At 48.0% G+C, this 24,378-nt stretch carries 19 protein-coding genes; 10 read left to right on the top strand and 9 right to left on the bottom strand.

Features of this window, described 5'->3' with window-relative positions:
• Positions 1 to 20: 20 nt before the first annotated feature.
• Complete coding sequence (locus FXF61_RS14965) at positions 21 to 629, bottom strand: GGDEF domain-containing protein (RefSeq protein ID WP_218571845.1); 609 nt, start codon at positions 627 to 629, stop codon at positions 21 to 23.
• Between the two features lie 841 nt (positions 630 to 1,470).
• Here FXF61_RS14965 and FXF61_RS06855 point away from each other — a divergent pair.
• Complete coding sequence (locus FXF61_RS06855; RefSeq protein WP_151184570.1) at positions 1,471 to 1,893, top strand: Hsp20/alpha crystallin family protein; 423 nt, start codon at positions 1,471 to 1,473, stop codon at positions 1,891 to 1,893.
• Positions 1,894 to 2,035: 142 nt separating this feature from the next.
• On the opposite strand, the gene FXF61_RS06860 is transcribed toward FXF61_RS06855, so the two are convergent.
• Entirely contained in the window at positions 2,036 to 2,362 is a 327-nt protein-coding gene (locus FXF61_RS06860; RefSeq protein WP_151184571.1) for a cupin domain-containing protein, read from the bottom strand.
• Between the two features lie 186 nt (positions 2,363 to 2,548).
• On the opposite strand from FXF61_RS06860, the gene FXF61_RS06865 reads away from it, so the two are divergent.
• Together FXF61_RS06865 and FXF61_RS06870 are read left to right on the top strand one after the other, a co-directional pair.
• Positions 2,549 to 3,019: an FKBP-type peptidyl-prolyl cis-trans isomerase gene (locus FXF61_RS06865; RefSeq protein WP_151184572.1), complete on the top strand. Its 471-nt coding sequence runs from the start codon at positions 2,549 to 2,551 to the stop codon at positions 3,017 to 3,019.
• Between the two features lie 227 nt (positions 3,020 to 3,246).
• The gene (locus tag FXF61_RS06870) at positions 3,247 to 4,194 is read left to right on the top strand and encodes an IS5 family transposase (RefSeq protein WP_151183349.1); all 948 of its coding nucleotides are present in this window, start codon (positions 3,247 to 3,249) and stop codon (positions 4,192 to 4,194) included.
• A gap of 369 nt (positions 4,195 to 4,563) precedes the next feature.
• Here the strand turns inward: FXF61_RS06870 and FXF61_RS14875 are convergent, their stop codons facing one another.
• The 7 genes from FXF61_RS14875 to FXF61_RS06900 form a co-directional block, all read right to left on the bottom strand.
• Positions 4,564 to 4,734, bottom strand: a complete 171-nt coding sequence (locus FXF61_RS14875) for a hypothetical protein (protein WP_178087272.1) — start codon at positions 4,732 to 4,734, stop codon at positions 4,564 to 4,566.
• Positions 4,735 to 4,861: 127 nt separating this feature from the next.
• Positions 4,862 to 6,313 (bottom strand): MFS transporter, encoded by a 1,452-nt coding sequence (locus FXF61_RS06875; RefSeq protein ID WP_151184573.1) that lies wholly within the window; start codon positions 6,311 to 6,313, stop codon positions 4,862 to 4,864.
• A 127-nt stretch (positions 6,314 to 6,440) separates the two neighbouring features.
• Positions 6,441 to 8,633: a 3'-5' exonuclease gene (locus tag FXF61_RS06880; RefSeq protein WP_151184574.1), complete on the bottom strand. Its 2,193-nt coding sequence runs from the start codon at positions 8,631 to 8,633 to the stop codon at positions 6,441 to 6,443.
• A gap of 3 nt (positions 8,634 to 8,636) precedes the next feature.
• A complete protein-coding gene (locus FXF61_RS06885; RefSeq protein WP_151184575.1) occupies positions 8,637 to 15,110 on the bottom strand; it encodes a DEAD/DEAH box helicase in 6,474 nt (2,157 codons plus the stop codon).
• 147 nt (positions 15,111 to 15,257) lie between these two features.
• Positions 15,258 to 15,689, bottom strand: coding sequence for a helix-turn-helix transcriptional regulator (locus FXF61_RS06890; protein WP_151184576.1), 432 nt, complete (start codon positions 15,687 to 15,689; stop codon positions 15,258 to 15,260).
• Positions 15,690 to 15,851: 162 nt separating this feature from the next.
• The gene (locus FXF61_RS06895; RefSeq protein ID WP_151184577.1) at positions 15,852 to 17,168 is read right to left on the bottom strand and encodes a type II toxin-antitoxin system HipA family toxin; all 1,317 of its coding nucleotides are present in this window, start codon (positions 17,166 to 17,168) and stop codon (positions 15,852 to 15,854) included.
• Positions 17,162 to 17,491 (bottom strand): helix-turn-helix transcriptional regulator, encoded by a 330-nt coding sequence (locus tag FXF61_RS06900; RefSeq protein ID WP_151184578.1) that lies wholly within the window; start codon positions 17,489 to 17,491, stop codon positions 17,162 to 17,164. The genes FXF61_RS06895 and FXF61_RS06900 overlap by 7 nt, the downstream gene beginning before the upstream one ends.
• A gap of 348 nt (positions 17,492 to 17,839) precedes the next feature.
• On the opposite strand from FXF61_RS06900, the gene FXF61_RS06905 reads away from it, so the two are divergent.
• The 7 genes from FXF61_RS06905 to FXF61_RS06935 all read left to right on the top strand — a co-directional run bounded on the left by FXF61_RS06905 (position 17,840) and on the right by FXF61_RS06935 (position 24,080).
• Positions 17,840 to 18,910, top strand: coding sequence for a hypothetical protein (locus FXF61_RS06905; protein WP_151184579.1), 1,071 nt, complete (start codon positions 17,840 to 17,842; stop codon positions 18,908 to 18,910).
• 121 nt (positions 18,911 to 19,031) lie between these two features.
• Entirely contained in the window at positions 19,032 to 19,283 is a 252-nt protein-coding gene (locus FXF61_RS06910; protein ID WP_151184580.1) for a helix-turn-helix domain-containing protein, read from the top strand.
• Complete coding sequence (locus FXF61_RS06915; RefSeq protein WP_218571846.1) at positions 19,276 to 20,511, top strand: type II toxin-antitoxin system HipA family toxin; 1,236 nt, start codon at positions 19,276 to 19,278, stop codon at positions 20,509 to 20,511. Before FXF61_RS06910 ends, FXF61_RS06915 begins: the two co-directional genes overlap by 8 nt.
• A gap of 159 nt (positions 20,512 to 20,670) precedes the next feature.
• Positions 20,671 to 22,002 carry a type II toxin-antitoxin system HipA family toxin gene (locus tag FXF61_RS06920; protein WP_151184582.1) on the top strand — a complete coding sequence of 444 codons (1,332 nt, stop codon included), beginning with the start codon at positions 20,671 to 20,673 and terminating at the stop codon, positions 22,000 to 22,002.
• Positions 22,002 to 22,268 (top strand): helix-turn-helix domain-containing protein, encoded by a 267-nt coding sequence (locus tag FXF61_RS06925; protein ID WP_151186029.1) that lies wholly within the window; start codon positions 22,002 to 22,004, stop codon positions 22,266 to 22,268. The genes FXF61_RS06920 and FXF61_RS06925 overlap by 1 nt, the downstream gene beginning before the upstream one ends.
• Before the next feature lie 157 nt (positions 22,269 to 22,425).
• Positions 22,426 to 23,580, top strand: coding sequence for an XRE family transcriptional regulator (locus FXF61_RS06930; protein WP_151184583.1), 1,155 nt, complete (start codon positions 22,426 to 22,428; stop codon positions 23,578 to 23,580).
• Positions 23,577 to 24,080 carry a DUF4411 family protein gene (locus FXF61_RS06935; protein ID WP_151184584.1) on the top strand — a complete coding sequence of 168 codons (504 nt, stop codon included), beginning with the start codon at positions 23,577 to 23,579 and terminating at the stop codon, positions 24,078 to 24,080. The genes FXF61_RS06930 and FXF61_RS06935 overlap by 4 nt, the downstream gene beginning before the upstream one ends.
• Positions 24,081 to 24,378 lie beyond the last annotated feature (298 nt).

Here is a 24,378-nt window from a genome sequence, read left to right on the forward strand (position 1 = left end):
AATGCTTGCTGCCAGACAGGTCAGTCGTTGCTGAATACCACACGGTCACGGCCGTTCGCCTTGGCAAGATAAAGCGCCTCGTCAGCGCGATTAAGCCAAGCATCTACCGTTGAACCTGGCAACCAAGGCGCAACACCAAATGACACAGTGACCTCTTCTCCACCTGGTGCTTTAAGTTTGTCTTTAATAGACGACCTAAGGTTTTCAATCAGTATACGCTGCTGCTGATGATTAACCTTGGGAATTAAAAGCACAAACTCTTCACCACCGTAGCGGTAAAGTCGATCATATTTACGAATATTTGCCCTTATAATGGCAACAAACTCTTGCAATACTTTATCGCCAGCAGCATGACCGTACTTATCATTAACCACTTTAAAGTGGTCCATATCCAAGATAGCTAGCAGCTGCTCGGTGCCATTACGTTCGGAGTTGGATAGCGCTGCCTCCATATCCGAGGTCAGGGCACGGCGATTCAACGCGCCAGTCAGTGGATCAATAGTATTAAGAGTTTCCAGCAAGCGCAGCTGCTTCTCATTGTGGCGAGCATAAGAAAGTGCGCTGAGCGACAAGACAACGCTGGTCATCACATAGGAGTCGAGAGAAATCACATCCAAAATATCAGTCAAAACGACCAGAGAAACGCCAGCGATGATACAAATGCAAAAGGCTTTAATAGGCCTTATTAGAAAAAAAGTAGCTGCAAAAACAGGATAAACCCATAAAAAACTATTTACACCATTCATGGCTGCCATAACCACTACGCCGCCATTGATAAATACTGCAATTATTGCACTTGCAGCCCGAGGCTTTTTGGAACGATGCGCATAAATCACTAAGGATATTATGCCAAGCACCAAAGCTACATTCACAGCCGCAACTGCTGTACTGCCCTGCAGGTAGCGTATAGCAGCAAATGGCAAAACACCCAGCACAGCTATGGCACCGATGACGGACAAAATTGAAAGTTGAAATTTTATATTTAATTGATTAATCACAAAGCCTCACATTTAAAGACCTTATTATGAAAAACATAGCAAAATATTATATATAACATAATGACGAATTGATATAAGGGATGGCTTTTTCCGCATAACAGCAAGAACAACACTTAGAACAAGTAACGCTGCTATCCATTTTGTGCGTTATTGCTATTATTATTGTCGTTGATACCCATTTATTTGTGCCTTTATCTACAACCATGCGCTAGCGGCTTGCAATGACTTTATGTACCCCGCTTTAGCTAAGCAACTTTATAGTGCTCTTGCAGCAAATCTCATCCTAGCCTGCACAAGCAAACACACTCAAATGTAAGGTGGTGCTGATAAAATTTCTCTTTAGCAGGCACTGAATAATGTTGCCGAGGCACTCAGGGCGGTGTTCAGCGCTTTTTTTAGCGATGCTGCCCCTTGATTTTATATTTTTTGACCTTATATATATAAGTACAGTAACCCAAATAGGAGAGTAAATATGAGTATGTTTCCTGCACGCCGCCGACTGTTTGATGAGTTGATGGGCAGTTTAGACGGCTTTTATGTACAACCACTCCATGGCGACCCACTGCCACAAAGCATCAAGCTTGATGTTCAGGACATTGGTGAAGCTTACAAAGTCCAAGCAGAATTACCTGGCGTCAAAAAAGAAGATATCCACGTGGATATTGACGGTGCTGTTGTTACCATTAAAGCAGAAATCAAACAGCAAGACAGCTCTGGCGAAGGCAGTCGCAACCTGCGTAGTGAACGCTACTACGGTAGTGTCTCACGTCGCTTTGAGTTGCCCAGCGAAATCGACTTAGAGCATGCACAAGCTCAGTATGAAGAAGGCTTGCTGCTCTTAGAATTACCTAAGCGCAAAGCAGTGGAAAACAGCCGCAAGCTGAATATCAAATAACCTATGCTTTACCAATACCGCCTCAGAACTCTGGGGCGGTATTGATTAAATTCAATAGTGGTTTTCCAGTGTTATATAACGCCACGCCTTTCTAAATCCTTAGAACAAAAAACAGCCTATCAATTTAAGTAAAGCCCAGCACTCACTTGTAATAAACCGCCAACCATAACGTCTCTGTAGCACAGTCTGTCCAAGACACCCTATGCCGAGTATGCGCAGGAATATTGAGGTGATCACCGCTCACTAAACGAACAGTGACCTGGTGTTCAAACTCGATTTCAGCCTCACCTTTTAAGACAATCACCCACTCGTGCTCATCCTGGTCATACCAATCCGTTTCGGCTGTGCTATGCCCTTTAGAAATAATGCGTTCGATTCGAACATTCTCCGCGCTAACAATATTTTCAAACAACTCATTGCGTATTTCGCCTGGGATATGCTCGAAGATGTTACTGACTATTGGATTCATATTGATTTCTCACCGGTTATATAACGACGAACCCCAGTATGAACGCTATAAATTTGAGCGCCGTCTAGCGTTACATTGAATGGTTGCTTTTGTTTTTTATCACTTTCTACACACAAAGCACATTTACTCTCACCGCAAAAAAACTCAGCTGCTAGAATGTTAAAAATCTCAACAATAGGGTAAACAATGAAATACGTTATTTTAGCTGTGATCATTGTATTCATAGCGTTTTACTTTTTTAAAAACTCAAATGCTAAAAACTTATCGCAGGAAAACATCGAGGCTGGCAACGCCTTTTTAGCATCAAATAAAACAAACACAGATGTAATTGAAACAGCTTCAGGCTTGCAGTACCAAGTATTAAACAAGGGCGAAGGACAAGTGCATCCAACAGCCAGCTCCACAGTGAAAGTGCATTATCACGGCACACTGTTAGACGGCACAGTATTTGATAGCTCTGTACAGCGTAATGAGCCCATCAGTTTTCCTTTAAATCGAGTGATTGCAGGATGGACAGAGGGCGTTCAATTAATGGTTGCTGGTGATAAATTTAAATTTTTTATTCCATCTAAACTGGCATACGGCAACAGGGCCGCTGGAAAAATAAAACCTGGATCGTTGCTTATTTTTGAAGTGGAACTCTTGGAAGTCAAATAAAGCAAACGCCTCGTAACAGCACTGATCCAGCCAGCACAGCGCAGTCATGTAACCCCACGGCATGCGCGTGCTAAGGGCCCGCAAAACTTCCGAGTCGTTTGAGGCCATCCAAAAACAGCGATGCTGCAAAGATTGAGCGATGACTAAAGTTAAGGAGCCTCTGAATAACTCCCCACTTTTTGCGATAATAGCCGCATCGACCTTTTTTTTGCCCAGTGAGCCGAATCATGAGCCAACTGACCTTTGCCGAAGCAGAGTACCAGAACAAAAAGCGTAAGACGCGTCGTGAGATTTTCTTGGAAAAAATGGATGCCATTATTCCTTGGAAGCGCTTGGAGAATCGCGCCGCTAAGCATTACCCAAAAGGTGAAATGGGGCGTCCCCCTTATCCGCTCAGTGTGATGCTGCGTGTGCATTGCTTGCAGTTGTTCTACAACCTTAGCGATCCTGCTCTGGAAGATTCGCTGTATGAAATTGAATCAATACGCCGCTTTGCAGGATTGCGTTTGTCAGACAATATTCCTGATGAAACAACGATTTTAAACTTCCGTCACTTCCTTGAAAAGCATGGGCTGGGCAAGCTATTTCTGAAGGAAATTAACAAGCACTTGCAGCATCAAGGCTTGCTGTTTCGCGAAGGCACCATTGTGGATGCCAGCATTATTTCCGCACCGAGCTCAACGAAAAATCAAAGCCGCAAGCGCGACCCAGAAATGCATTCCAGCAAGAAAGGCAACCAATGGCACTTTGGCATGAAGATGCATATCGGCGTGGATGATGTCACAGGTATGATTCATAGCGTGGAAAGTACGGCTGCCAATGTGCACGACGTAACCATGACTGCAAGCCTTCTACATGGCGAAGAAAAGCGTGTATTTGGTGATGCTGGATACCTAGGTGTTGAAAAACGCAGGGAAAACAAAGAGCGCAAAAATCTTGCCTGGCTGATCAGTGCTCGAATCAGTAAGCGTAAAACCATGACCGAAAATGAGCAGGAAATTGAAAAAATGAAAGCCAAGCTACGCGCTAAAGTTGAGCATCCGTTTCGCTACATCAAGTGCGTATTTGGCTATAACAAAGTCCGTTACAAAGGGCTTGATAAAAACCATAACCGTTTATGCCTGCTAGCAGGACTAACGAACCTCATGATCAGCAGAAAATACTTGCTGGCTTAGGGTTAGTGCGCCCTTAATCCGCCAAAACGGCGAATTAAGGGCTAAAAGAGGTGGTTTTACCTCGAAAACGGCCTTTTTTAGCTGTTTTTTTGAGTTTTCGAGTCATTTTCTGAAAAGCTCAATAATAAGCTGAGATTTTCAGAGGCTCCTTAATAACGGCCCTGGAAAAAGCCCCGCAGTAAGCCCCATAACCAGCCCAAAACTTAAGAAATACTCCACGCCAGCTTCAGTCCTGAAAAGAGTGCAAAGATTTGTTTTATTGAGCAAGGCCGACAGCAGGCACACGCACTGCCCTGGGAAAGCCGCCAATGAGTTTGCAGTCAAACAGCCAAAGGCCGAATAACAAGCTCAGCATCACAGCAAACACCACTAATCTTTTTTATCGATAGTAATTTCAATAGATTTGCTATTACCAGCAAACCACTTCTGCACATACAAGGTACCCACGATAGGCGCGCTTCCTTCAACAGGAACTTCCTTATAGCGAACACTGTTTTTTGTTTCTTTCTCGTATTCAAACAGAACTGTTTTCTTTGACATACATCTTTCCTCGCTTAATTTTTCTTAACTTGCTAGGCAGTGCTCACAATGTTTTTAAACAATAAACACGCGTGCTGGTCGTGATTGGGACAGGCGCGCACATCATTCGTGAACACCCAAATCCCCGTTACAATACACGTCGGTCGCGTAAATCCTTAAATGCCATGGCTAGCGCGAGTAAAATAATCAACGTCACCGTCAACAATCCCAAGCTCACCGCAATCGACCAAGTGGTATAGGGACGCACAGCAAAGACAATAGCGGTAATCACCGCAATACCCACCGAAGTACCAATACGCTGCCCGGTTTGCATAATGGCCCCAGAGCTGCCCGCGTAGGCCAGCGGCACTTCGGCCAGGGTTAGAGTCTGGTTGGGACTGATCACCGAGCCTTGGCCCAAACCAAAAAAAGCCAATGACAACAAGAGCCACCAAATACTTATACCCAGATACTCATGCAGCAGCACTACGGCGACACTGCAAAGCAGTCCAAAAATAGCAAAACCCAAGCCGCCAATGACAATTTTACGACCATAGTAATTCACCCGCTTACCCGCCCAGTTGGCGGAATAGGCAGACAGCAACGCTGAAGGGATACCGACCATACCGGCTTCAAACGCTGAGAAACCAAGGCCTTGTTGCACATACAAAGGAATCAATACCCAGACACTGGTCATACCTAAAAAATACAGCGTCATAATAATGCTGCCGTTGCGGTAACTCGACGTGGCAAAAATCTTTAAATCCACCATGGGGCTATAACCACGCCGCGTGTACCAGCGTTCCCAACGTGCCCACAGGTAAAACAAAAGCAAGCCTGCAGGAAATAGCATCCACAGCAGTCCAGACGGGTCCGTTTCAACAAAAGGATAGAGCACTGCCAGCACCCCTAAACCAAGCAACAATGCCCCGACTGGGTCTAGAGAACTCAAGCCTTGATGATGCTGCGATTTTGGCTTGTGGATCAAGGGCCGAGGAAACCACAGCAATGCCAATACAATGGTTAATAGCCCCATTGGCACATTAATCAGAAATGTCAGACGCCAGCCAAGTTCTGCACCACCCAGCTCAATCAATAGCCCACCAAGAATCGGACCAATGGCAACCGACACACCTACCGTAGTCCCAAAAAAGCCAAACGCACGGCCGCGCTCTGATCCTTGAAAATACTGCTGGATCATACCCACCGCTTGCGGGTTCACAAACCCCGAGCCAACACCCTGAACAAAGCGCGCAGCATTAAGCCAATGCGCATCCGGCGCTAAACCAGCGGCAACTGACGCTAAGGTAAACAGGGTTACGCCTAGGATAAAAAAACCACCACGCCCCATCAGGTCCCCTGCGCGTCCGGCACTGACCAAGACCACACCAAAGGTCAGCGCATAGCCGGAAAGTACCCACTGGATATCAGACTGACTGGCATCCAGCGCATCTTGAATCGAGGCCAAGGCCACATTCACCACACTGACACTCATCAGCGACATAAAAACGGCGATGAGTAACACTACAAGAATCTTCCAGCGCACAGGATCGCTGCTGGGGTCGGTGGCGGTATGTTGTGGTGCTGTCAGTTGAGTCATTTAAAAACCATGTAAGGCGATCATATTAGTACCATTCTAAGTTAAGGAAGCGCTGAATAATTACCTACATTGTCAGAGCTAGATAACAGTATTCAATACCTCCTTAAAGGTTATTACTGACTATGTATTAATTTTTTAGATACTCACTGGGCACGCCGTAACTCGAAATATATAAATAACGCACAGCACGTGTGGCAGCCACATGAAACAATGCGCGCTCGTTCAAGTCAGTTAAGCGCTGCTCCACGACATCCTGTGAGGCCTGCATAGCGACTCGCAAAGGCACTACGCCATCGTTAATCCCTGCCATCATCACACAGCGAAACTCTAAACCTTTAATCCGGTGCATAGTGGCAAAGCGCACACCATCTTTAGCACGATCATCGACTTTTTGCCGTGACAGGGTGTGCGTTGGCAAGCCCTCGCTTTGTAGGATCTGCTCATAGTCACTGCACAGTCTATTGGTGCGCGCTACGATGCATATTTCTGACAAAGAGACGCCTTCACTTTGCAAGTGCTGAATCTGCTGCACAATCCACCGGCCTTCACTGGCTAAGTCAGCACAGTTCTGCACGATAGGCGCTTGGCCTAAGATCAGCGAACGGTAATCCTTAGTGCCATCCAGGCCGCCATCCAGATCATCAATTTCGACACCCTCTAACAGCGCAGTGGCATAACGGCGGATTAATTCTGTGGTGCGGTAATTGATTTTCAGCTTACGCCCACGCCCCATAATATTGATGCCACATTGACTGAGGGTTGTTTTACGCTGATAAATCCGTTGGTGGGCATCACCGACTATAAACATATCGTTAGGCTGCTCTGGAACCAAGGCACGTAAAAGCTTTAACGCTTCAGCGGCAAAATCTTGGCCTTCATCCAGCACCACGGCATGGTAACTGCGCTTATCATCACCTTTATTTAGCAGCTCAAGCGCGTAATGCACGGCATCTTCTGCGGTAACAAAACCACCGCGCGCCAACTGCTCACGCATCTCTTCAAACACGGGCCATATATCGGCACGCTGTCGACGATTCAAGGCGACACCGCGGCCCACACGGCTAGCAGTAAAGTACTCTTGGCGGCTACGCACTTGTTGCGACAAAATCACCCGCTGCCACTCTTCTTTATAAAAGCTATCAGGCAGACCTAACTCGCCTGGCACTAAAGCCATGGCTTGCGTCCAGCACTGATCATAGTGCTTATCACGGCCGCCTGGATAAATGATGCTGGATTGGTAGCCATTACGCTTTACAAACTGGCTGACCCAAGCATCTAAGTTAACCACTTCAATACGTTGAAATTGTTCTGGTGTGCAAATTTTGCGCAAGTTATCGGCAATATCTAAAGCCAGGTTGCTGGTAAAGGTGGTAAACAATAAACGCGCCCCTTTCGGCCAGTTTGGCTGTGCGACTAACCAACGGGCGCGGTGCATAGCCACCACCGTTTTACCTGTGCCTGCGCCACCCAAAACCCGCACCGGCCCCTTCCAATCACGCTCAACCAACTGACGTTGCGACGGATGCAAAAACACACGCCAGCGCTCCAGTGGCGCATTGAGCATACGGCCTAACTCTTGCTCATCTTCAGGCACATGGAAGCGGCGCTGAGTGGCTGGATGCTCTAATGCTGCGGCAAAGTCTTGGGTGTCGACAGAGTGCTGCTTAGGCGCAGCATATTCTTGCAAGACATCGCTCAAAGAGGTGCCGGCCGCCAACAAATACAAGGCTTCAAAAGCTTCAACAGGCAAACGTGCTTCAGCTTTTTCTAGCGCCTGCTCGCTGCCCAAGGCTTGCACTAAAGCCAGACGTTCTTGCGGCACACCTAAACTCAACAAGGTTGCTTCATCTAAATTAAACAAAGGTTTGCTCGACTCAGCATCTTGCGATGCTGGGCTTTGAGTCTCGACGTGCTGAGCATGCTCTGCAGCGCTTGCAGGTTGCCTAGTTTCTTCGCTCTCACTGAGAAGCTCGTGCTCGACTTCAAACAACTGTAAGGAGCCGGTGTTTGGGTGAATTTGGCAACGATGACGCATGGCCCAAGCATAGGCATCATCATGCTTATCAACCCACAGCAAAATGTAGACATTGCCCTGCTCAGGACTGAGAACGATACCGCGATAGTTTTGATCAATACGCACCGATCGGAAATTACTGTCACGGGCGTTGCGGATCACTTCATAGTTAATACCCGTCGCACGCGGGTTGGCACGAAACTTACTGACAAAACTCATCACGGCTTTTTGTTGAGCACGCGGAATGGCCGCAAACGCCTGTAAAAAACCATCACCTAAGGCCACTTTGGGGTGTAATTTAGACATGATTTACTCCTCTCCTAAGGCTGTTTTAAGCTGCTCGAGCCAGTTGTCCGACTGCAGTGAAATACACTGCCAACCTTGCAGTTCAGAAAATTGATCAATTTCTTCCGTAAAAACTGCAACGGTTAAATGCTGCCACGCCAATTCAGCCGTGCCGATGGTGGCACCATCGCTATTCAGTAAATCCACACCCACCTCAGGCGCAGATGAGGTCATAGACTGCAGCGCCTGCACCTGCTCAGTACTTAAACAACTCAATTCGCGGACATCCAGCCAGGCACTGTCCATTACCGCAGTGGTGGACATATCCTCTGCGCTTGCGTCAGCGCGCTCGGCTAACAGCTCAGTAAACAGCCCTGCCTGTAACCCTGATTGCGTCGCCACACTAAAACTTGGCGCATATTGCAGCACATTGAAAGCCTGCCAGATCGCCCGCCATTTATCCTTAAAGCTTTTGGATTGCGCAGTTAAACTCTGCGCAGCAGAAAAGCCTTCGGTTGTTGGCTTTTGCGCCAAACTGTCATTGAGCGATAGCAGCACATGGATGCGCGGCTTAGGCGTGGTCAGGCTTTTGCGCTCTTCGGGGACAAGGTAACTGAGCAATTGCCATGCGCTTTGCGCAGGATTGTGATTATCGCTTTGTGCATTCCACACCTGCGCTTGGCTCGGCAAAGCGGTTAAGACGGGCTCATGCCAATCCTCTGCGTTACTTTTTAGCTGCGCAACAAACTGATCAAGATCTGGATTGGGCGCAAGTTGCAGGACTGCGGCACACAGCGCCGACTCAAACAGTTCTTGCTGTGTCGTGACAGGGTTGGCGAGCCATGCTGTGAGCCAGGCGAAACTGCCCTGCTCGAATAATCCGCGCACCTGGCTGTCAGTACGCCACTTGTGTAATGGTGCTAGATTTTTCCAGAGCACCTGCCCAGGACTGCTTGACTGTACGCAACTTAATAACAGCTGCGGCATGCTCACCGCCTGCTCAGTACTGTGTAAGTCCAAGTCATCCCAGGTCAACACCCATACCTTACGACCGGAACGCAACAAACTTAAACGCTTGCGTAGATCATCGGTAAGCTTATCCCAGTGATACTCAAAGCCATCAGTGTAAATAATTAGCTCAGTCTCTTGGCTGCGCTGTGCCTGTTTGTGCGGGCGCAGAACAAAATCTGCACGGGTGTTTAAAACGCCATCCGCTTCAGCAAACTCAACCTGTGGCTCCAATTCCCAAATGCTTGTGCCCGTATCAATCCAGTATCCGGGCTTATTATTGATGCGCTCTTTAGTGACTTTAAAGTGCTTAGCCAGCGCCTGGACAAAGCGCTCTTCCAAAGCACTTTCCAAAATATGATTGGTTGGCACCTCGCTCAGGCCGTCCACAGGCACCAATTTATCTTGGTTATGCAGGATTTTACTCAGCACCTGAACCGCGGCTTGGCGGGAAATATCCTGACGATGACGGCTATTGCGGTACGCCAAAATACAGCTGTAGCAGCCATCTTTGCTTTCATCACTGACACAACTGCAAGTGCTGAGTTTATGCTGAGCTTTTTCAAGCATGTCAAACAATGCCGCAGGACTGATCATCAGCTGTTTTAAATAACCAGTACCGCCGGGAATGCGGTCATAAATCACTAAATATTGTTTATTACCGGTACTGCTGGGCTCCAGCATTTCAGTGACTTCAAGGTGCTGCACAGCACCGCGGAAATACTCTTTTAAACCTAAGTTAATCGCTGCAATCAACGAACGGCGCGCAATCTCAGATTCAGCCACATCAGCCAACGGCAATAAAATACGCACGGCTTCGGATTTAAGCTCACGGAACAAATACAAACTTTCAAACCAATCGGCTTCTGTTGCAACGCTATCAGCACGGGCCAGCTTACAATCTAACGCATGCTCAAATTGACCCGGCTTGGGCTTTTTACGGCGCACCATACCGCAGTGTCGGCAAATCTGGAAACCATTGCGCACACTGCTTTGCCCGGCGACATCGAAGCTATTATTTTCACCAAACTGCTCACCAAAGTTCACTTCACGAAAGGTGGCACTGCGCACAAACTCAAAGCCAAAGGGCACTTCTGGGTTATCAATACGCATCGCTTTAGTGCAGTTTTTTTGCTCAATATCAATTAACAACTGACGACGGAAAAACTTTGGCTCACGCTGATCACTGTCATCGCTGATACGGTCATAACGCGAATTGGCTCGCGCATAGACTTGACGCAATTTGAGCATGTTCTGTTTTTGCTGCACATCGGCCCAATACGGGTCACCGCAGCGTGGACAGGCGCTGTGCTGATCACCGGATAGAGTCACGTCCTCACTGTAATGGCAGCTGGGACACAGACGCCATTCACTGGGTGTGGATAAGCGCAAATCTACTTGCTCGATGCTGATCTTATGCTCTGAGACATAAAATACACTGTCGGGCACCAGCTCGTTTAACGCGGCTTGCGCGGGGCGCTGAAACTTAAGGGTAACTTGCTCATAGCTTTGCTGAGCGCCTGCTGAGTCATCTTGTTTCTTATCTGTTTTACGCACGATGACCGAGTTAAGCGTCACACCCTCTTCAGGGAAGGCATAGTTGGGCAGCAAGCCTTCATCGGTAAAAAAGTTGAGCGTCGGCTGCTTATTAATGCTGCTGATCAACGCCAGCAAGGCTGAACGCTCACGCTTTAAATCATCCAAACGCTGATCACGAGCCGGATCAGCAGGTTGCTTTTGCAAAGCATCATGGTTTTTCTTTAGATCATTGGCGCGTTTGCGGTGACTTTCACGGCTCTCAAGTAGCTCTTGCAGACGATTAACAATACGCCAGCTTAATGGCGTGTGCTCGCCCTGCTCTGCTGTGATTAAGGCAGTATCAGCGTCAGCAGCTTGCAAGCCAATAAAAGTACGCAAATGCTCGCGGCCGTCATCGTCCAGCTCGCTAAACAGTTGCACAAAGCGGCCGAGTAACGGCTCTTGCTGCTCTTCAATAAAACTGAGTAGGTTATTGGGAAAGCGCTGTACTGGCGCGTCTTTGCCCTGCTGCAAGCCATTTAAAACCGCACCCAAGGTTGGCGCGATAGCATCTTCACTGACGCCGGTGGCAACCCAGCGATCAAAACAATAAGCAATCAGCTGGCGTTCCAATACCGCCATGGCATTTAAGAAAATACCCGGCGTGGCGACGTCGCCGGCGATCATTTCTAGCGGTTCATTGTAAAAATAGTTGTCGTGGTTATTACCATTGGCAATGGTCAGCGCCAAGGCATTGCCGTTGCTGCGCCCCGCTCGGCCAATGCGTTGTAAGTAGTTGGCTTGCGCCGGCGGCACCGAACAGAGCAACACCGCCGATAAATCACCGATATCAATCCCCATTTCCAAGGTGGGTGTGGCAGACAGCAGGTTTACATCCCAAGCTTTATCACCATAAATAAAGGACTTCTCAATGGCTAAACGCTCTTTACCTTCCAGTAAGCCGGTGTGCTCACTGGTGACCAAACGCTTGGGCAAAGTGCGGTAGGCCAACTGCCCTTGCTGGCCACTATTGACCGGTGCATAGCGGCCACTGCAACTGGCCTGCAAACACGGCAGGTGCATCCAGTCCGCTTGTTGCTGGCTGGCAATGGTTTGTCGATTACTACAGCGATCACAAGCAAAACTGGCCACCGCTGTCACCAGTTGCCAACGTTCTGTTTGTAACAGCCAGGCACTCTCGCCCTTGCTGGTAGCCAGCTCTTTAAGCCACTGCCCTTTGCTCAATACCGTCAGCAAAATCCGTATGGCCTGTTCGTATTCAGCGCTGGCGAAAAACTCATCGCCAGCAGCAATGGTTTTATTAAACCAGTGCTGATACCACTGCGAGCCATTGCCAACCAGATTCTGGAAGCTACTACTGACCGGTGCCAGTGTCAGCGCCGCCGGTGGGCGCGCAGAAAAACCGTAACCGGGTAGCCATGGGATGCGTTTGAGCAAAAATGTTGTACCACCCTCGCGCACATAACCCTCTAGCACAGGGTCATAAAACGCACCGTGCTGGCGTAAACGGTGTAAAAACCCCAATAAAAAAGTTTGTACCTGCTTAGGCTGCAAATGGCGTAACTGACCCAGCTCTTCTTGCCAGTGTTTAAGCAAGGTGTGCACACAGCCATTTAACGCCGCCGGATCAGGCTGAATCACCGCAACCGCCGAGCGCTCTAAAGTGCGACCAATACGTGAGCGCAAGCCCAGCTCTGTGAGCGCCTCCCAACGCAAGCGCTGACTGACTAAATGAAGCAAGTCATCACGGACCTCTGCACCTTGCGTCATAAGCATCTGCTGGTAGCTGGACAGCCACTGCATATTGGGCGCAATAAAAGTGCCGACAAAGCTCGCGTTATTATCAAGTTTGCGCTGCCAGTAACGTGGTACTTCTTCAATAAAGCGCGACAAGGCCATATTGTCGCCTTCTTTACGCACCACATGTGCAAGCGCCTGACGTATGGTTTGCGCGTAAGTACGTGCGCCGAAAAAACCAGCGCGGTGCGCGGCGTCTTGTACCGAGTCCGAGAAGGCAATCAGCTTATGGTCATCATTGCAGTGCGAGCCGTAAATTTGGCCAATCGCTACACTGGCTAAACTGGCCGCGCGCGAACCTAAAACCATCAAACTGCCACTGGCGCTGCAACGCGGGCAATCATCAGTGCGAATGTTTTTAGTCTGGCCTTGGCGCTCGACCTGCTTAACCAAATGCGGCAACCAGACTTTAAGCATCGGCCTATCACAACTTTGGCAGTGGTCTTGATGCGCTGGCCTTAACTCGCAGCACTGGCTGCATAGATTCAGCACTTCATCGGACCGTGAGCCGTTCGCCGGTTTTTCCTCACCGTCAACCAGCGGATACATCAGCACTGAATCTGGCGATTGCGCAAACCAACCCGCATAAAAGCTCGACAGCTCAGGATTGATAGAACGCTCACCTTGAGTACGCATTGCACCCCAGGCTGCCGAGTGACACTCGCGGCAATGAATAACCGGCAAATGCAACGGCTGGGTGGGATCGATTAAATCATCGGAATGCACCAAGCGCGGCTGCAGCTCGACACTGGCTAACATACGGCGCAATTCACGTAACCACAGTTGCACCCGCACCTGTAAAAATGGCCGCACTTTTTGCCGTGTATCATCGGCCCAAATCCGTGCAGTAGAAATCAGCGCAGTGAGACTATCGAGCAATGCCAAGGCGTACTCAGTGCTAGATAAAGCAAAGTCCTGCTGCCACTGCTCAGCCAACTGGCGCACATCAACCAATTGGCTGGCGGCGCGTAGCAGACTTAAAAAAGCAGTGTGCTGGTGCAGGTGTTCACCCAAGCTGACACAGGCCGCTCGGTACAGCGCAGGATCCGCGCTGTCTAGGGCTAGATCCTTACCAAACCACAATTCGGCTTGACGGCGCAGATACACACCTTGCGGTAAGGCACCGGGCAGCAACTCTTGCTCATAGACATCAGGCCATTCCGCACGCAAATCCGGCATTGGGTTGGCACTGTCGTGTGCTGCATTGCCTTGAAACTGCTCAAGGTACTCATCTACCGACATGCGGTCTTCAAGAATAATACTGTCGAGCGAAAACTCTGCGGCAAACACTTGACTGGCATAGTCAGCCAGCTGCCGACGTGCACTTTCACCACCAATAGTGGCCGAGGTACCGACGCAAGCTAAATTGTCTTGTAACTGTAACTTGTCGCGCAAACGACGAATCAAACAGGCTAAATCAGTCCCTTGCGCACCATCAAAGGTATGCAGCTCATCCACGACTAAATAGCGCAGTAGATCTTGCGTATTAAGATTATGCCGCCATAAACGCTGATCTTTGGGGCGCATCAGCAAGAAATCCAACATCTTATAGTTGGTTAATAAAATATCTGGTGGATTATCGCGCAAGGTGTCTTGGTTGGTAATCACCTGCTCGGGGCTCATCATCCGTGAATCCGAACCACCATCACCGGTAAACATGCCCACAGTTAATTGCGCCGACAGTCCAGCCACTTCCTTAGCAAAACGACGCGCTTGGTCAGTGGCCAAAGCATTCATCGGGTAGACAATAATGGCTTTAATGCCCTGGCGACGTTCTTGCAGGCAGTAATTTAATATTGGATATAAAAAACACTCAGTTTTACCCGAACCGGTACCGGTCGCCACCAAGGTTGATTGTGGCTGCAGACTGGCCAAACGCTCAAACGCGCGCTGCTGATGCATATAGGGTGCAAAGCCCAGCTGCACATAGGTCAACGGCGACTCTATGCTGCTCGCAGCGGTGCGAAATGGCAGCTTAATTTCCAGCCATGGGCCTTTGAGTAAGTTATCGGGCTGCTGTGGATCATGCAGAAACTGCTCCATCAAGCCAGCATCACCCTGCCCTTGAAACCCTGCGGTGGTCATCGGAAAACTGCTGGAAAGAAAGTTTTCGAGCTCAGATTTTATTTCACGGGCGATGAGCGAGGGCAGCATGGAAAGTCCTTTTATTGGCTTTTAGTAGATCAGTGGCGGGCAGATGGTAGCGCAATTTATGGTCTGTAACCCATGGCTATGAGTAAATCATCATTATGTTATCGCTTAGCGCCTTGGATATGTTTCATATTGGCTGGAGAATTATTGTTATTTACCGTCCGCATCATCAGAGTTAAACAGCGTTTTATCCCACAGTTTTGAGCGAGGTTGGGAAGATTTTTTGTTTGCAATATCACTCAACCCATCTGACGCAGGTTCAGGCTTGGCAGTGACGATTTTTGAACTTGCCCGCTGACGTTTTGGCTCAGCATACATCTGCTCCAGCTGCGCAATAGTCATAGTGCGTCTGCTGAACAATTCCTGCAGCTCTTGTTGCAATCCAAGCGCAAATACCACAGCAATGAAGGTTTCTAGCGACGTGTTTTTACCGTTTTCTAGATTAGAAACCGTCGGCACAGAGATACCCACGCGTTGCGCTAATTCAGCTTGAGTTAAATTTTGTCGCAGGCGCTGCTGCTGCAAGCGAGTACCGAGTTCATGCACAACCTCTGAAGGACGCATTAGGCTTATAGATTGCATACACAGCACCGCCTATTAAGAGATAAGATAATTTATATTAACAGATAAAAATCAACTCAACACTAAATATAATTTATATTAAGCTAAAGGCTAACCATGCTCACTTGCCCCTCAACGGCCTTACCCTGCCGGATACTTAGCAACTGCTTGCAGCTGTCATCATTAAATACCCAATCTAAGATTTTGCGCCACTTCATCAATCAGTATTCGCGGCACTTGAGCCTCAGTCGCAAGCCTTTCCCAGCCAGCTACCTTTTCGATAACTTCATCAATAACACTGTTAATAAAACTTCGGCTAAAAAGCGGGCTCAGCTTCTCTAGCGAATAAAAGTCTTCGCGTACAAAATCATCACGCTTACCATTAAGGCTCATCCAATGACTGTTAACCCATTTACTGCCAGGTTTATAGCTGTAGGCCAAATCGTATGCAGGCGCTAAACCCCACTTATCACCGCGCAACATAAAACCGAAGTTTTTTGCATGATCATCATGGTTGCGCGCCACAATGTTAAATACCATGCGTCTAAACAACTGCTCAGCATCCACAGCAGACAGTTTAAGCTGCCTTAACACAGCAAACAGTTCTGCATAGGAAAAAGAGCCCGGCTTTTTGTAATCCACATGGGCAAGACCATTGAGCGTTTGCACATGAACTTTCTCATTACCCACCCGATCAAAGCGCTGAGTAATAAAATGCCGGCGCTGACCTTCAGGTAATAAATGACAGGGCATCATGTCGATGCCACAGTCTTTAGCCATCAGATAGTAAACAAATTCCATTGCACCAAAACCCAGTGGATCACCAAAGGTTTCTTGGTTTTCATTGTGCTCACTGACGCCATCAAACTTCATTAAGTAATGCGTGAAACCCTCTGGCGCGTCCGTTTGCCCCGATCGGGCTTGAGTGAAATCTGCATTAAACGCGAGCACCGCTTTTGGTCTTGCACCGCCCGCACTCATACCCACAGACAACAGTGCAAGCATCCCCTCGCGGTCGTCTGCGTGATTTTGATTCAGCTCTACAGAAAAATCATTGCGGGCATTTAAAATCGCTTGGGCAATAGACAGCAAGGAATCAATGTCCACCTGCTGGGAAGCGTTAAGGCTTTTGATCTGGGTGGCTGGCGCATACTCAAGCGCGCCCATGCCGCGTGCCCCAGTATATTGCAGGCGCTGCAAAGGCGTAATGTCATTTGGAGACTTACCACGCATGGCCACCCAAGCATTTAGCACAGCATTACCAAAATCGTCTGGCAGCGAGTCTGCCACCAATCCAGGCAAGCCTTTGAAAGTATTAAAATCCAATTCTGGAAAGCTATAAATACCTTGCGCTAAAGGCATTTTCAGCGGTGATAATTCAATACCTTTGTCAATAAAACTTGGCGCATATTCAAACGCACCCAAGCCTGTTTGGGTATCAAAGCTGACTGCTCCCACCTCATGCTGCTTGAAGCGGACATTGATAACTTCCATTACCATTCGGGTTCACCCTCTTGCTCTGCTGTTTTTTGTCCTGAAGCGCGTTGTCGCTGCCGACCTTGCAACTGGGCAAGCTGCAACGGAGATATCTGCTGTTTTGGCAAGAACAGTTCCAAATGGCCGGTTAGATTTAATGCGAGCAAAATAGCCACAAATACCTCAAGTTGAGCCTTGCCTTTTTCGGCATTGAGAACCTGCCTGCGACTCACACCAACAGACTCAGCCACTTCTGCCTGGGTCAGATTTTGATTCAGCCGCGCTTGCTTTAAACGCTCGCCGAGCTCTTCTGCGATAGCAGATGCTGACAAATTCGAAAGACTCATAAAGATCCTTTATGTGTACTTAAACGCTACTTAAGCGTTTTATGTGCAAAATATAGCACCTTATAAAGGTCTTTAAAAGAAGATGGAACCATGAATAAGCGCATGGTGATAATACGCTATGGAAAAAACCGGGTCGAAACTGTGACAAGCGTAGCTTTAAGCGGGTAATTGCTGTTGCATGACGTAGCAAAAAATTAAACTTTGAATGTGCAGATAAAATACCCTGTAAAACAAACCTGAAAACGCTGTGCAGTTGCTCCTCTACTTTACACAATGCTAGCCTGAGCAATTTTTTACCCACACCCTTACCCAGCCACTCTCGCCAAGGCCAATGTACAGAGATCACAAATGAAATTAACGACTGGCAAAAAACAAACCAAGACCACAAATAATTCCGAATCATCCAGCCAAGAGCTGTTCAACAAGGCATGGGAAAGAGTCGCTCATCAACAAAAGAAAAATGACCGTTTACGCGAACAAATCAAAACCTTCGCCGAACAGGTTAGCGAGGCGGTTGAGCAGCAGGAGAAAGCCTACGTTACAACCCTGTATCAAAGTTGCGAGCATCTACTGGTGTTTTATGGCCGCAAATCTTTAGCTGCATGGCAACGTGAAGTGCTCATGGAGTGGATACTGGACTACATAGATACCATTACGAGCAATCCCTTTGCTGGCGGTATTGATCTGACTGCCCTCTATCAGGCGATGGACGCCACTATGGAAAAAATCCACCCTGAGGCGTTTGAGCCTTTCCAAGATGATGAACTGCACAGCGAACACGATTTCTTCGATGAGATGGCTGATGAAGATGACGCAAGCATTTTTGAGAAGCTCTTCTCTGATTTTCAGGATGACCCGCGGTTTGATGAGTTTTTCCGCCAGCAAGAATCATTCGAGCAGCAAATAAAAGATGATGAGCGGGCGCTGAACAAACTGATGAAAGGTGGCTCAATCAATAAATTATTCCGCCGCGTCGCACGTGTTCTGCACCCCGACCGCGAACAAAATGAAGAGGCGCGCCAAGAGAAAAACCGCCTGATGAGCGAGCTGATTGAGGCTCGCGACAATAACGACATCACGACCCTGTTTGCTTTCTATGCTGAGTATGTTGGTCAGTCACCTCTGCAAGAACTGGGCGGGGATCTGGCTGACGCTACAGAACTACTCAATCGTCAATATGCACAGCTACGCTCACAGCACGCTGACATTTTGCATGAAGACCCTAAAACAGCCGCTTTGTATCGACGCTTCCATAAAAAAACCATGAAAGCAGCACAGCGCGAAATTAATACTCACCTAGAAAACTTGCAGCAAGATATTAATAACCTGACGCTATTCTGCAAAGAGGTGACCAGCTTAAACAAGCTCAAGCCCTATCTGCAGATGCGCTGGGAGCATATCAATGAAGAGCGCTGGTGATTTAGCGCTTTTCTTTAATACTCTCATGCATCTGCGAGCGGCATTGACATAACCCTATAAATACTCAAATATAAGTAAAAATCTAAATTTATAACCATAAATACTTATATTTGAGCCTTTCATGAACAAAAACGATCAAGCGCTAGAGCCCTTAGGTGACAACCTTAGGGCTGCCCGCAAAAAATACTTCCCCATGGATGACTTGCAGGCCTTTGCCTTACGCATCGGTGTCAGCCGCGCCACGTTACAACGCATGGAAAAAGGCGATTTAAGTGTATCCATTGGCCGATACTATCAAGCTGCCCAAGTGCTTGGATTGGAGCAGCCTTTTGCGCAGCTATTGAAGCCGCCAGTGAGTTTATTTGATGATTAAGCGATTTGATTTGTATCTCAATACAGCCGAGTTAGGCGTGATGCATATTGCTGATGTCGCGTTACAGGAAGAACACGGTGTGATCAGCAAAGTTGGCTTTCGCTATACGGCCAATTACCTTGCACAACCACAGGCATTTGCCATCGATCCTGTGCAATTGCCCTTGAGTGCCAAGGAGTTCATCCTAACCTGCAAGCAAGCCGCACCTGCTTTTATTGATGATTACCTGCCCGATGCTTGGGGTCGAAAAGTCCTAACTAAACTGGCCATGCAGCGTTACCAACAACGTCTTAATGCCAACTGTATCAGTGAAATGTTGAGCTTTTCGCAACAGGTTCACAGTCGTATTGGTGCGCTGTGTTTTGTCGAACAAGGACAAGCGCCCCACTACGCAGCAGGAATCGCCCTAGAACAATTACATGACGCAGAGCAAACCGCACAAAACATCGACCAGCAGGATTTTGCTCATTTAGATATGAATGCCATGGGCCTGGTGTATTTAGCCAATTCAGGATCAGGTGTTGGTGGTGCTCGACCCAAGGCATTGGTGCATGATCAAGGCACTGCTTATCTAGCCAAGTTCAACCGCAGCACAGACCCCTACAACAACGCCCGTGTAGAATTTGCCTGCTTATTAATGGCGCAAGGCGCGGGTATTAATATCGGCCACGGCAAAATTATCAGCGACATCAACCAGCGCGATGTATTGCTGCTGGAGCGCTTCGATACGCTTGGTAATGCTCGCCGCCACTTGATAACGGCCAACGGTTTACTGAAACACCCCAGCACTCAACAAGATCCCGGTCATAGTTTTCGCTACGACGATTTGCATCGCCTACTGCAACGCCACTCTTACAACATAGAAGACGACTTACAGCAGCTTTTGCGCCTGATGCTATTCAACCGTGCCATTAACAATACTGACGATCACGAGCGTAACTTTAGCTTTATGCATAGCGCAAAAGGCTACCAACTGGCTCCGGCCTATGACTTAGTGCCAAGCATGGCAACCGGTGAATACCGCGCCGCAGGTTTTGCTTATCAGCCCTACCCGCCAACCATTTCTGAAGCAGAAAAAATGGGCAGGATATTTGGTCTGCCTAAAGATGCTGTGAGCGCGGCAGCACAACAGGTGCGTGAGGCGGTTGAGCAGTGGTCAAGTTATGCTGAGCAAGCTGGGGTGGATGGAGAGCAGATGCAGCGGGTGGGTAAGGTTTTTCAGGTTTAGAGGCTGAACTTGAAGTTGCACTTTTTGTACTGACTGGCTCGAGAATTGATCAGCCAGACAAGATTTATTTAGCTCTGCATCTTATTTTTTAGGCATTATATTGCCATTTATCTTGTGCATGCTACTATTTAAGGCATTATATTGCCTCATGGTAAGCCGATGGAACATCTAACTGTACAACTCTATGTAGAGAATCAGTGGCACGACGCTGCACAGCTGAGCTTTACCAATGCACAGCAAGGATTACGAGCAGGCTGCACTTTAGGTTACATACCTAACTATTTAGTAGATTGTCTCGATAAAGAACAAAGCTGTTTAGCTTGGGCTCTGAGTGCAAACTTACCGCTCGGCTGGGACACGTATTCAGGTGCGCCTGTTTGGGCTGCATTACAAGATATGACTCCTGCAGGTGCTGCGCGTCGATTTTTAGAGCAACGCTATGGACAACTGCGCCCAACAGATATGGCCATGGACGTTTTTTTACTTTCACAATACACGCCTGCACCTATTGGCCATTTACGCATCAAAGAAGCATTTGAGTTAGTCGCTTCAATACCCCCTATTGGTTTTTCTCGTGCAGAAGTGGTGCAAAGGGATCATCGCTTTTTAGAATATGCTTACGAGCAAGGCGCTGCTATTGGTGGCGCTACAGGAGCAGGCGGAGAAGCCCCTAAATTATTATTGACAGAAACAGCGGATGGTTTGTTATATCCAGATGCAAGCATGGCAGATACGCGTGCAGTAACGCATTGGTTTATTAAGTTTCCACGTCACAAAGCAGGCGCGACTGATAAGGATATTTTGCGCAGTGAGTACTGTTATTACCGCGCCATTCATCAGCTTGGTTTTTCCACAATTGAGCAAAACGGGTTAATGCTTGAAGAAGGCAGCAAGCCCAGCTTATGGATGCGGCGCTTTGATCGAAAAGTTGAAAACCAGCACGTGCGTAGGCACGCAGTTGAGTCGATTTATTCGTTATTAAAAGTGACTGAGCCCGGAAGTTATTTACAACATTTGGATGTGCTAAAACGCCTATTGAATCTCTGGCGATCTGAGCGACAAGATGCAGCTATTGCTGATTTAGTGCTGGAATATGTACGCAGGGATTTATTAAATCAAGTGTTAGGTAATAGCGATAACCATGGTCGTAATACTTCGATTATCCGCGATGAGCACGCTATATCTCTGGCTCCAGTTTATGACTTAGCACCAATGGTCATGGACGATGAAGGCATTACTCGCACAACTAAATGGCCACAGACGGTTGAGCGCGGCGGAAATGTTGATTGGTTTGCAGCCTGCCAGTTGGTGAGTGAGTTAGCTGATTTACCGCAAGAGTGGTTGTATCAACAATTACGCGATACCGCGCAGCAATTGTTAGCTTTACCCGACCTGCTGCAAGACTTAGGTCTGCCAGATAAAACGTGGCAACACCCTAGAATACCGTTGCGCCGCTTACAACAACAGTTTACTGCCTGGGATTTATGTTGATGGATATTCTTGAGCGTCAGCGCTATTTACAAGATTTACGTGAGCAGCTGGCCGAGGGGAAAGTCAGCATCGGCGAAGCGGTTTGTCGGTTACGCAAAGAGGTCACGGGGTTGCGTCAGGATCAGTTTGCACGCATGTGTAAAATTTCCTTGCGGGCTTTACGACAGATTGAACACGACGCGGGAAACCCGACACTGCACACTTTAAATAGCATTTTTCACTTGTTTGGTATGCAGATGGGCGTGATTAAACGCGTGCAAGGCTAATCCAATTAGCAGTCAACACGATCCCAGCCATAGCTTTTGCTACGATGATTTACACCGCTTGCTGCAACGCTACTGCTGCAGCATAGAAGACGACCTGCTTATTTAACCCAGTCGCCTCTGCTAAACTGCTAACAGGTAATCCAAGGACTGTTTCGCCATGGCTGAAGCACTTATTAATCCGCATATTTTAATGTGGGCTCGTGAGCGAGCAGGCTTTGGCGTGGCTGAAATAGCAGAAAAGCTCAAAATCAAACAAGAACAGTGGCTGGCGTGGGAGCGTGGCGAGAAAAACCCAAGCTTTAGCAAAGCTCAAGAATTCGCACAGAAAACCCACATTCCTTTTGGTTACCTGTACCTTAACGAGCCACCCAAGCAAGAGCCTCTTCTGCCGGACTTGCGCACCATTGGCGATAAACCTATTGGCGAGTTCAGCCTAGCCCTAGAAGACAGTATTCGTATTGCTTTTGAACGCCGTGATTGGTATCGCGAGTACAACATTCAAAACGAACAACCAGCACTAACATGGCTTGGTTCTGCAGACTTGCAGCAACCACAAGAAGCGCTTGCTGCGGCACGCACATTACTGAATGACGTGATCAGTCAGCGCCCTAGACAGTTCGATGCATATTACCGCACGCTGATTGAAAAAATAGAAAATACCGGCGTACTGGTGATGCGTAATAGCATCGTGGGTAACAACACGCACAGGCCGCTCGATCGTGAAGAGTTTCGTGGCTTTGCCATTGCAGATGACTACGCTCCCGTGATTTTTATCAACGCGGCTGATATCCCCCAAGCACAGATTTTTACTTTGCTGCATGAGTTCGCTCATTTACTGGTTGGCGAGTCTGGCGTGTCTGACTTGAGCCCTCGCAACAGCAACCGTATAGAAAAGTTTTGCAATACGCTGGCGGCTGAATTTCTAGTGCCTAGCGACACATTCACTGAACAGTGGGATCAAAGCACAGATAACTGGCTTAAAAATCTGCCTGAGCTGGCAGAGTTCTTCCATGTCAGCCAGTGGGTGATTGCGCGGCGAGCACTTGAGCATGGCTTTATCACTGAAACGCAATATTGGGCGCACTACCGCAAAGTACTCGAACACTTTAAGCAAGAAAAAGAAACGCTGAGAGACAAACCCGGTGGTCCTGCTTTTAACAGCATGATCAAAATGCGCTACAGCGCAAAGCTGGCCAAAGCCGTCGCCAGTGAGGCCCTCAGCGGTAGAATGTTATTGCGCGATGCCCAGTACTTGATTGGCATACGCCCCAGCAAACTAAAAGAATTTGCACGCAAGGAGCTTGGATATTGATTTATTTACTGGACGCTAATTCTTTTATTCAAGCAAAAAATTTGCATTACCGCATGCACGTTGTGCCTGGCTTTTGGCAATGGCTGACATCAATACACCCGCATCACCAGATTGAAAGTATTGACCCGATCTACAAAGAGCTGACGAAAAACACCAGCGACCCTGACGAGCTCCATCACTGGGCGATGTCCAACAAGTCTCTTTTTAAAACGGCTAACAGCCTTGACACTCAAGGTGTTTTTGCCGAGATCGCAAATTACTTAGCCACTCACCCGACCTATTCGCAAATTGAAGTATCGCGGTTTCTTTCTGGTGCTGACCCTTGGTTAATTGCTGAGGCCAAAACAACTGGCGCTAAAATAGTGACCCATGAAGTCCCGGTACCTGATAACAGCCGCAAAGTTAAAATTCCTAACGTTGCAAAAACCTTTGCCGTTGAGCATGTGGATATATTTGATTTGCTGGAGTTGTCTGAGTGCAAGTTAGTGATTGGGGCTTAGATGCAACCTTGAGTGTGCTCCCCTCCGGGCTGCCGAAGCTAAGCTGTACATATCCAACCATGGGTATAACCCATTCGTTACACATCTGTAGGCAATCAGGTTAGAAACTTGGCACCCAACTCTGCGCTCCTCGTTTGGCCGTAGCTTGACAATTACCGCCGCCTAACACGCTTGTCTACATACAAATGCCCGACAATATCCCAGCTGGTCGTACTTACCTGCCCGTCAACAGTCTTAGATTAACAACTGCTGGGTTCTGTCAGCATTGACCTCATCACGCCACAACCAACTGGCATAG

The organism is Pseudomonas sp. C27(2019), from assembly GCF_008807395.1.
Taxonomy (GTDB): domain Bacteria; phylum Pseudomonadota; class Gammaproteobacteria; order Pseudomonadales; family Pseudomonadaceae; genus Denitrificimonas.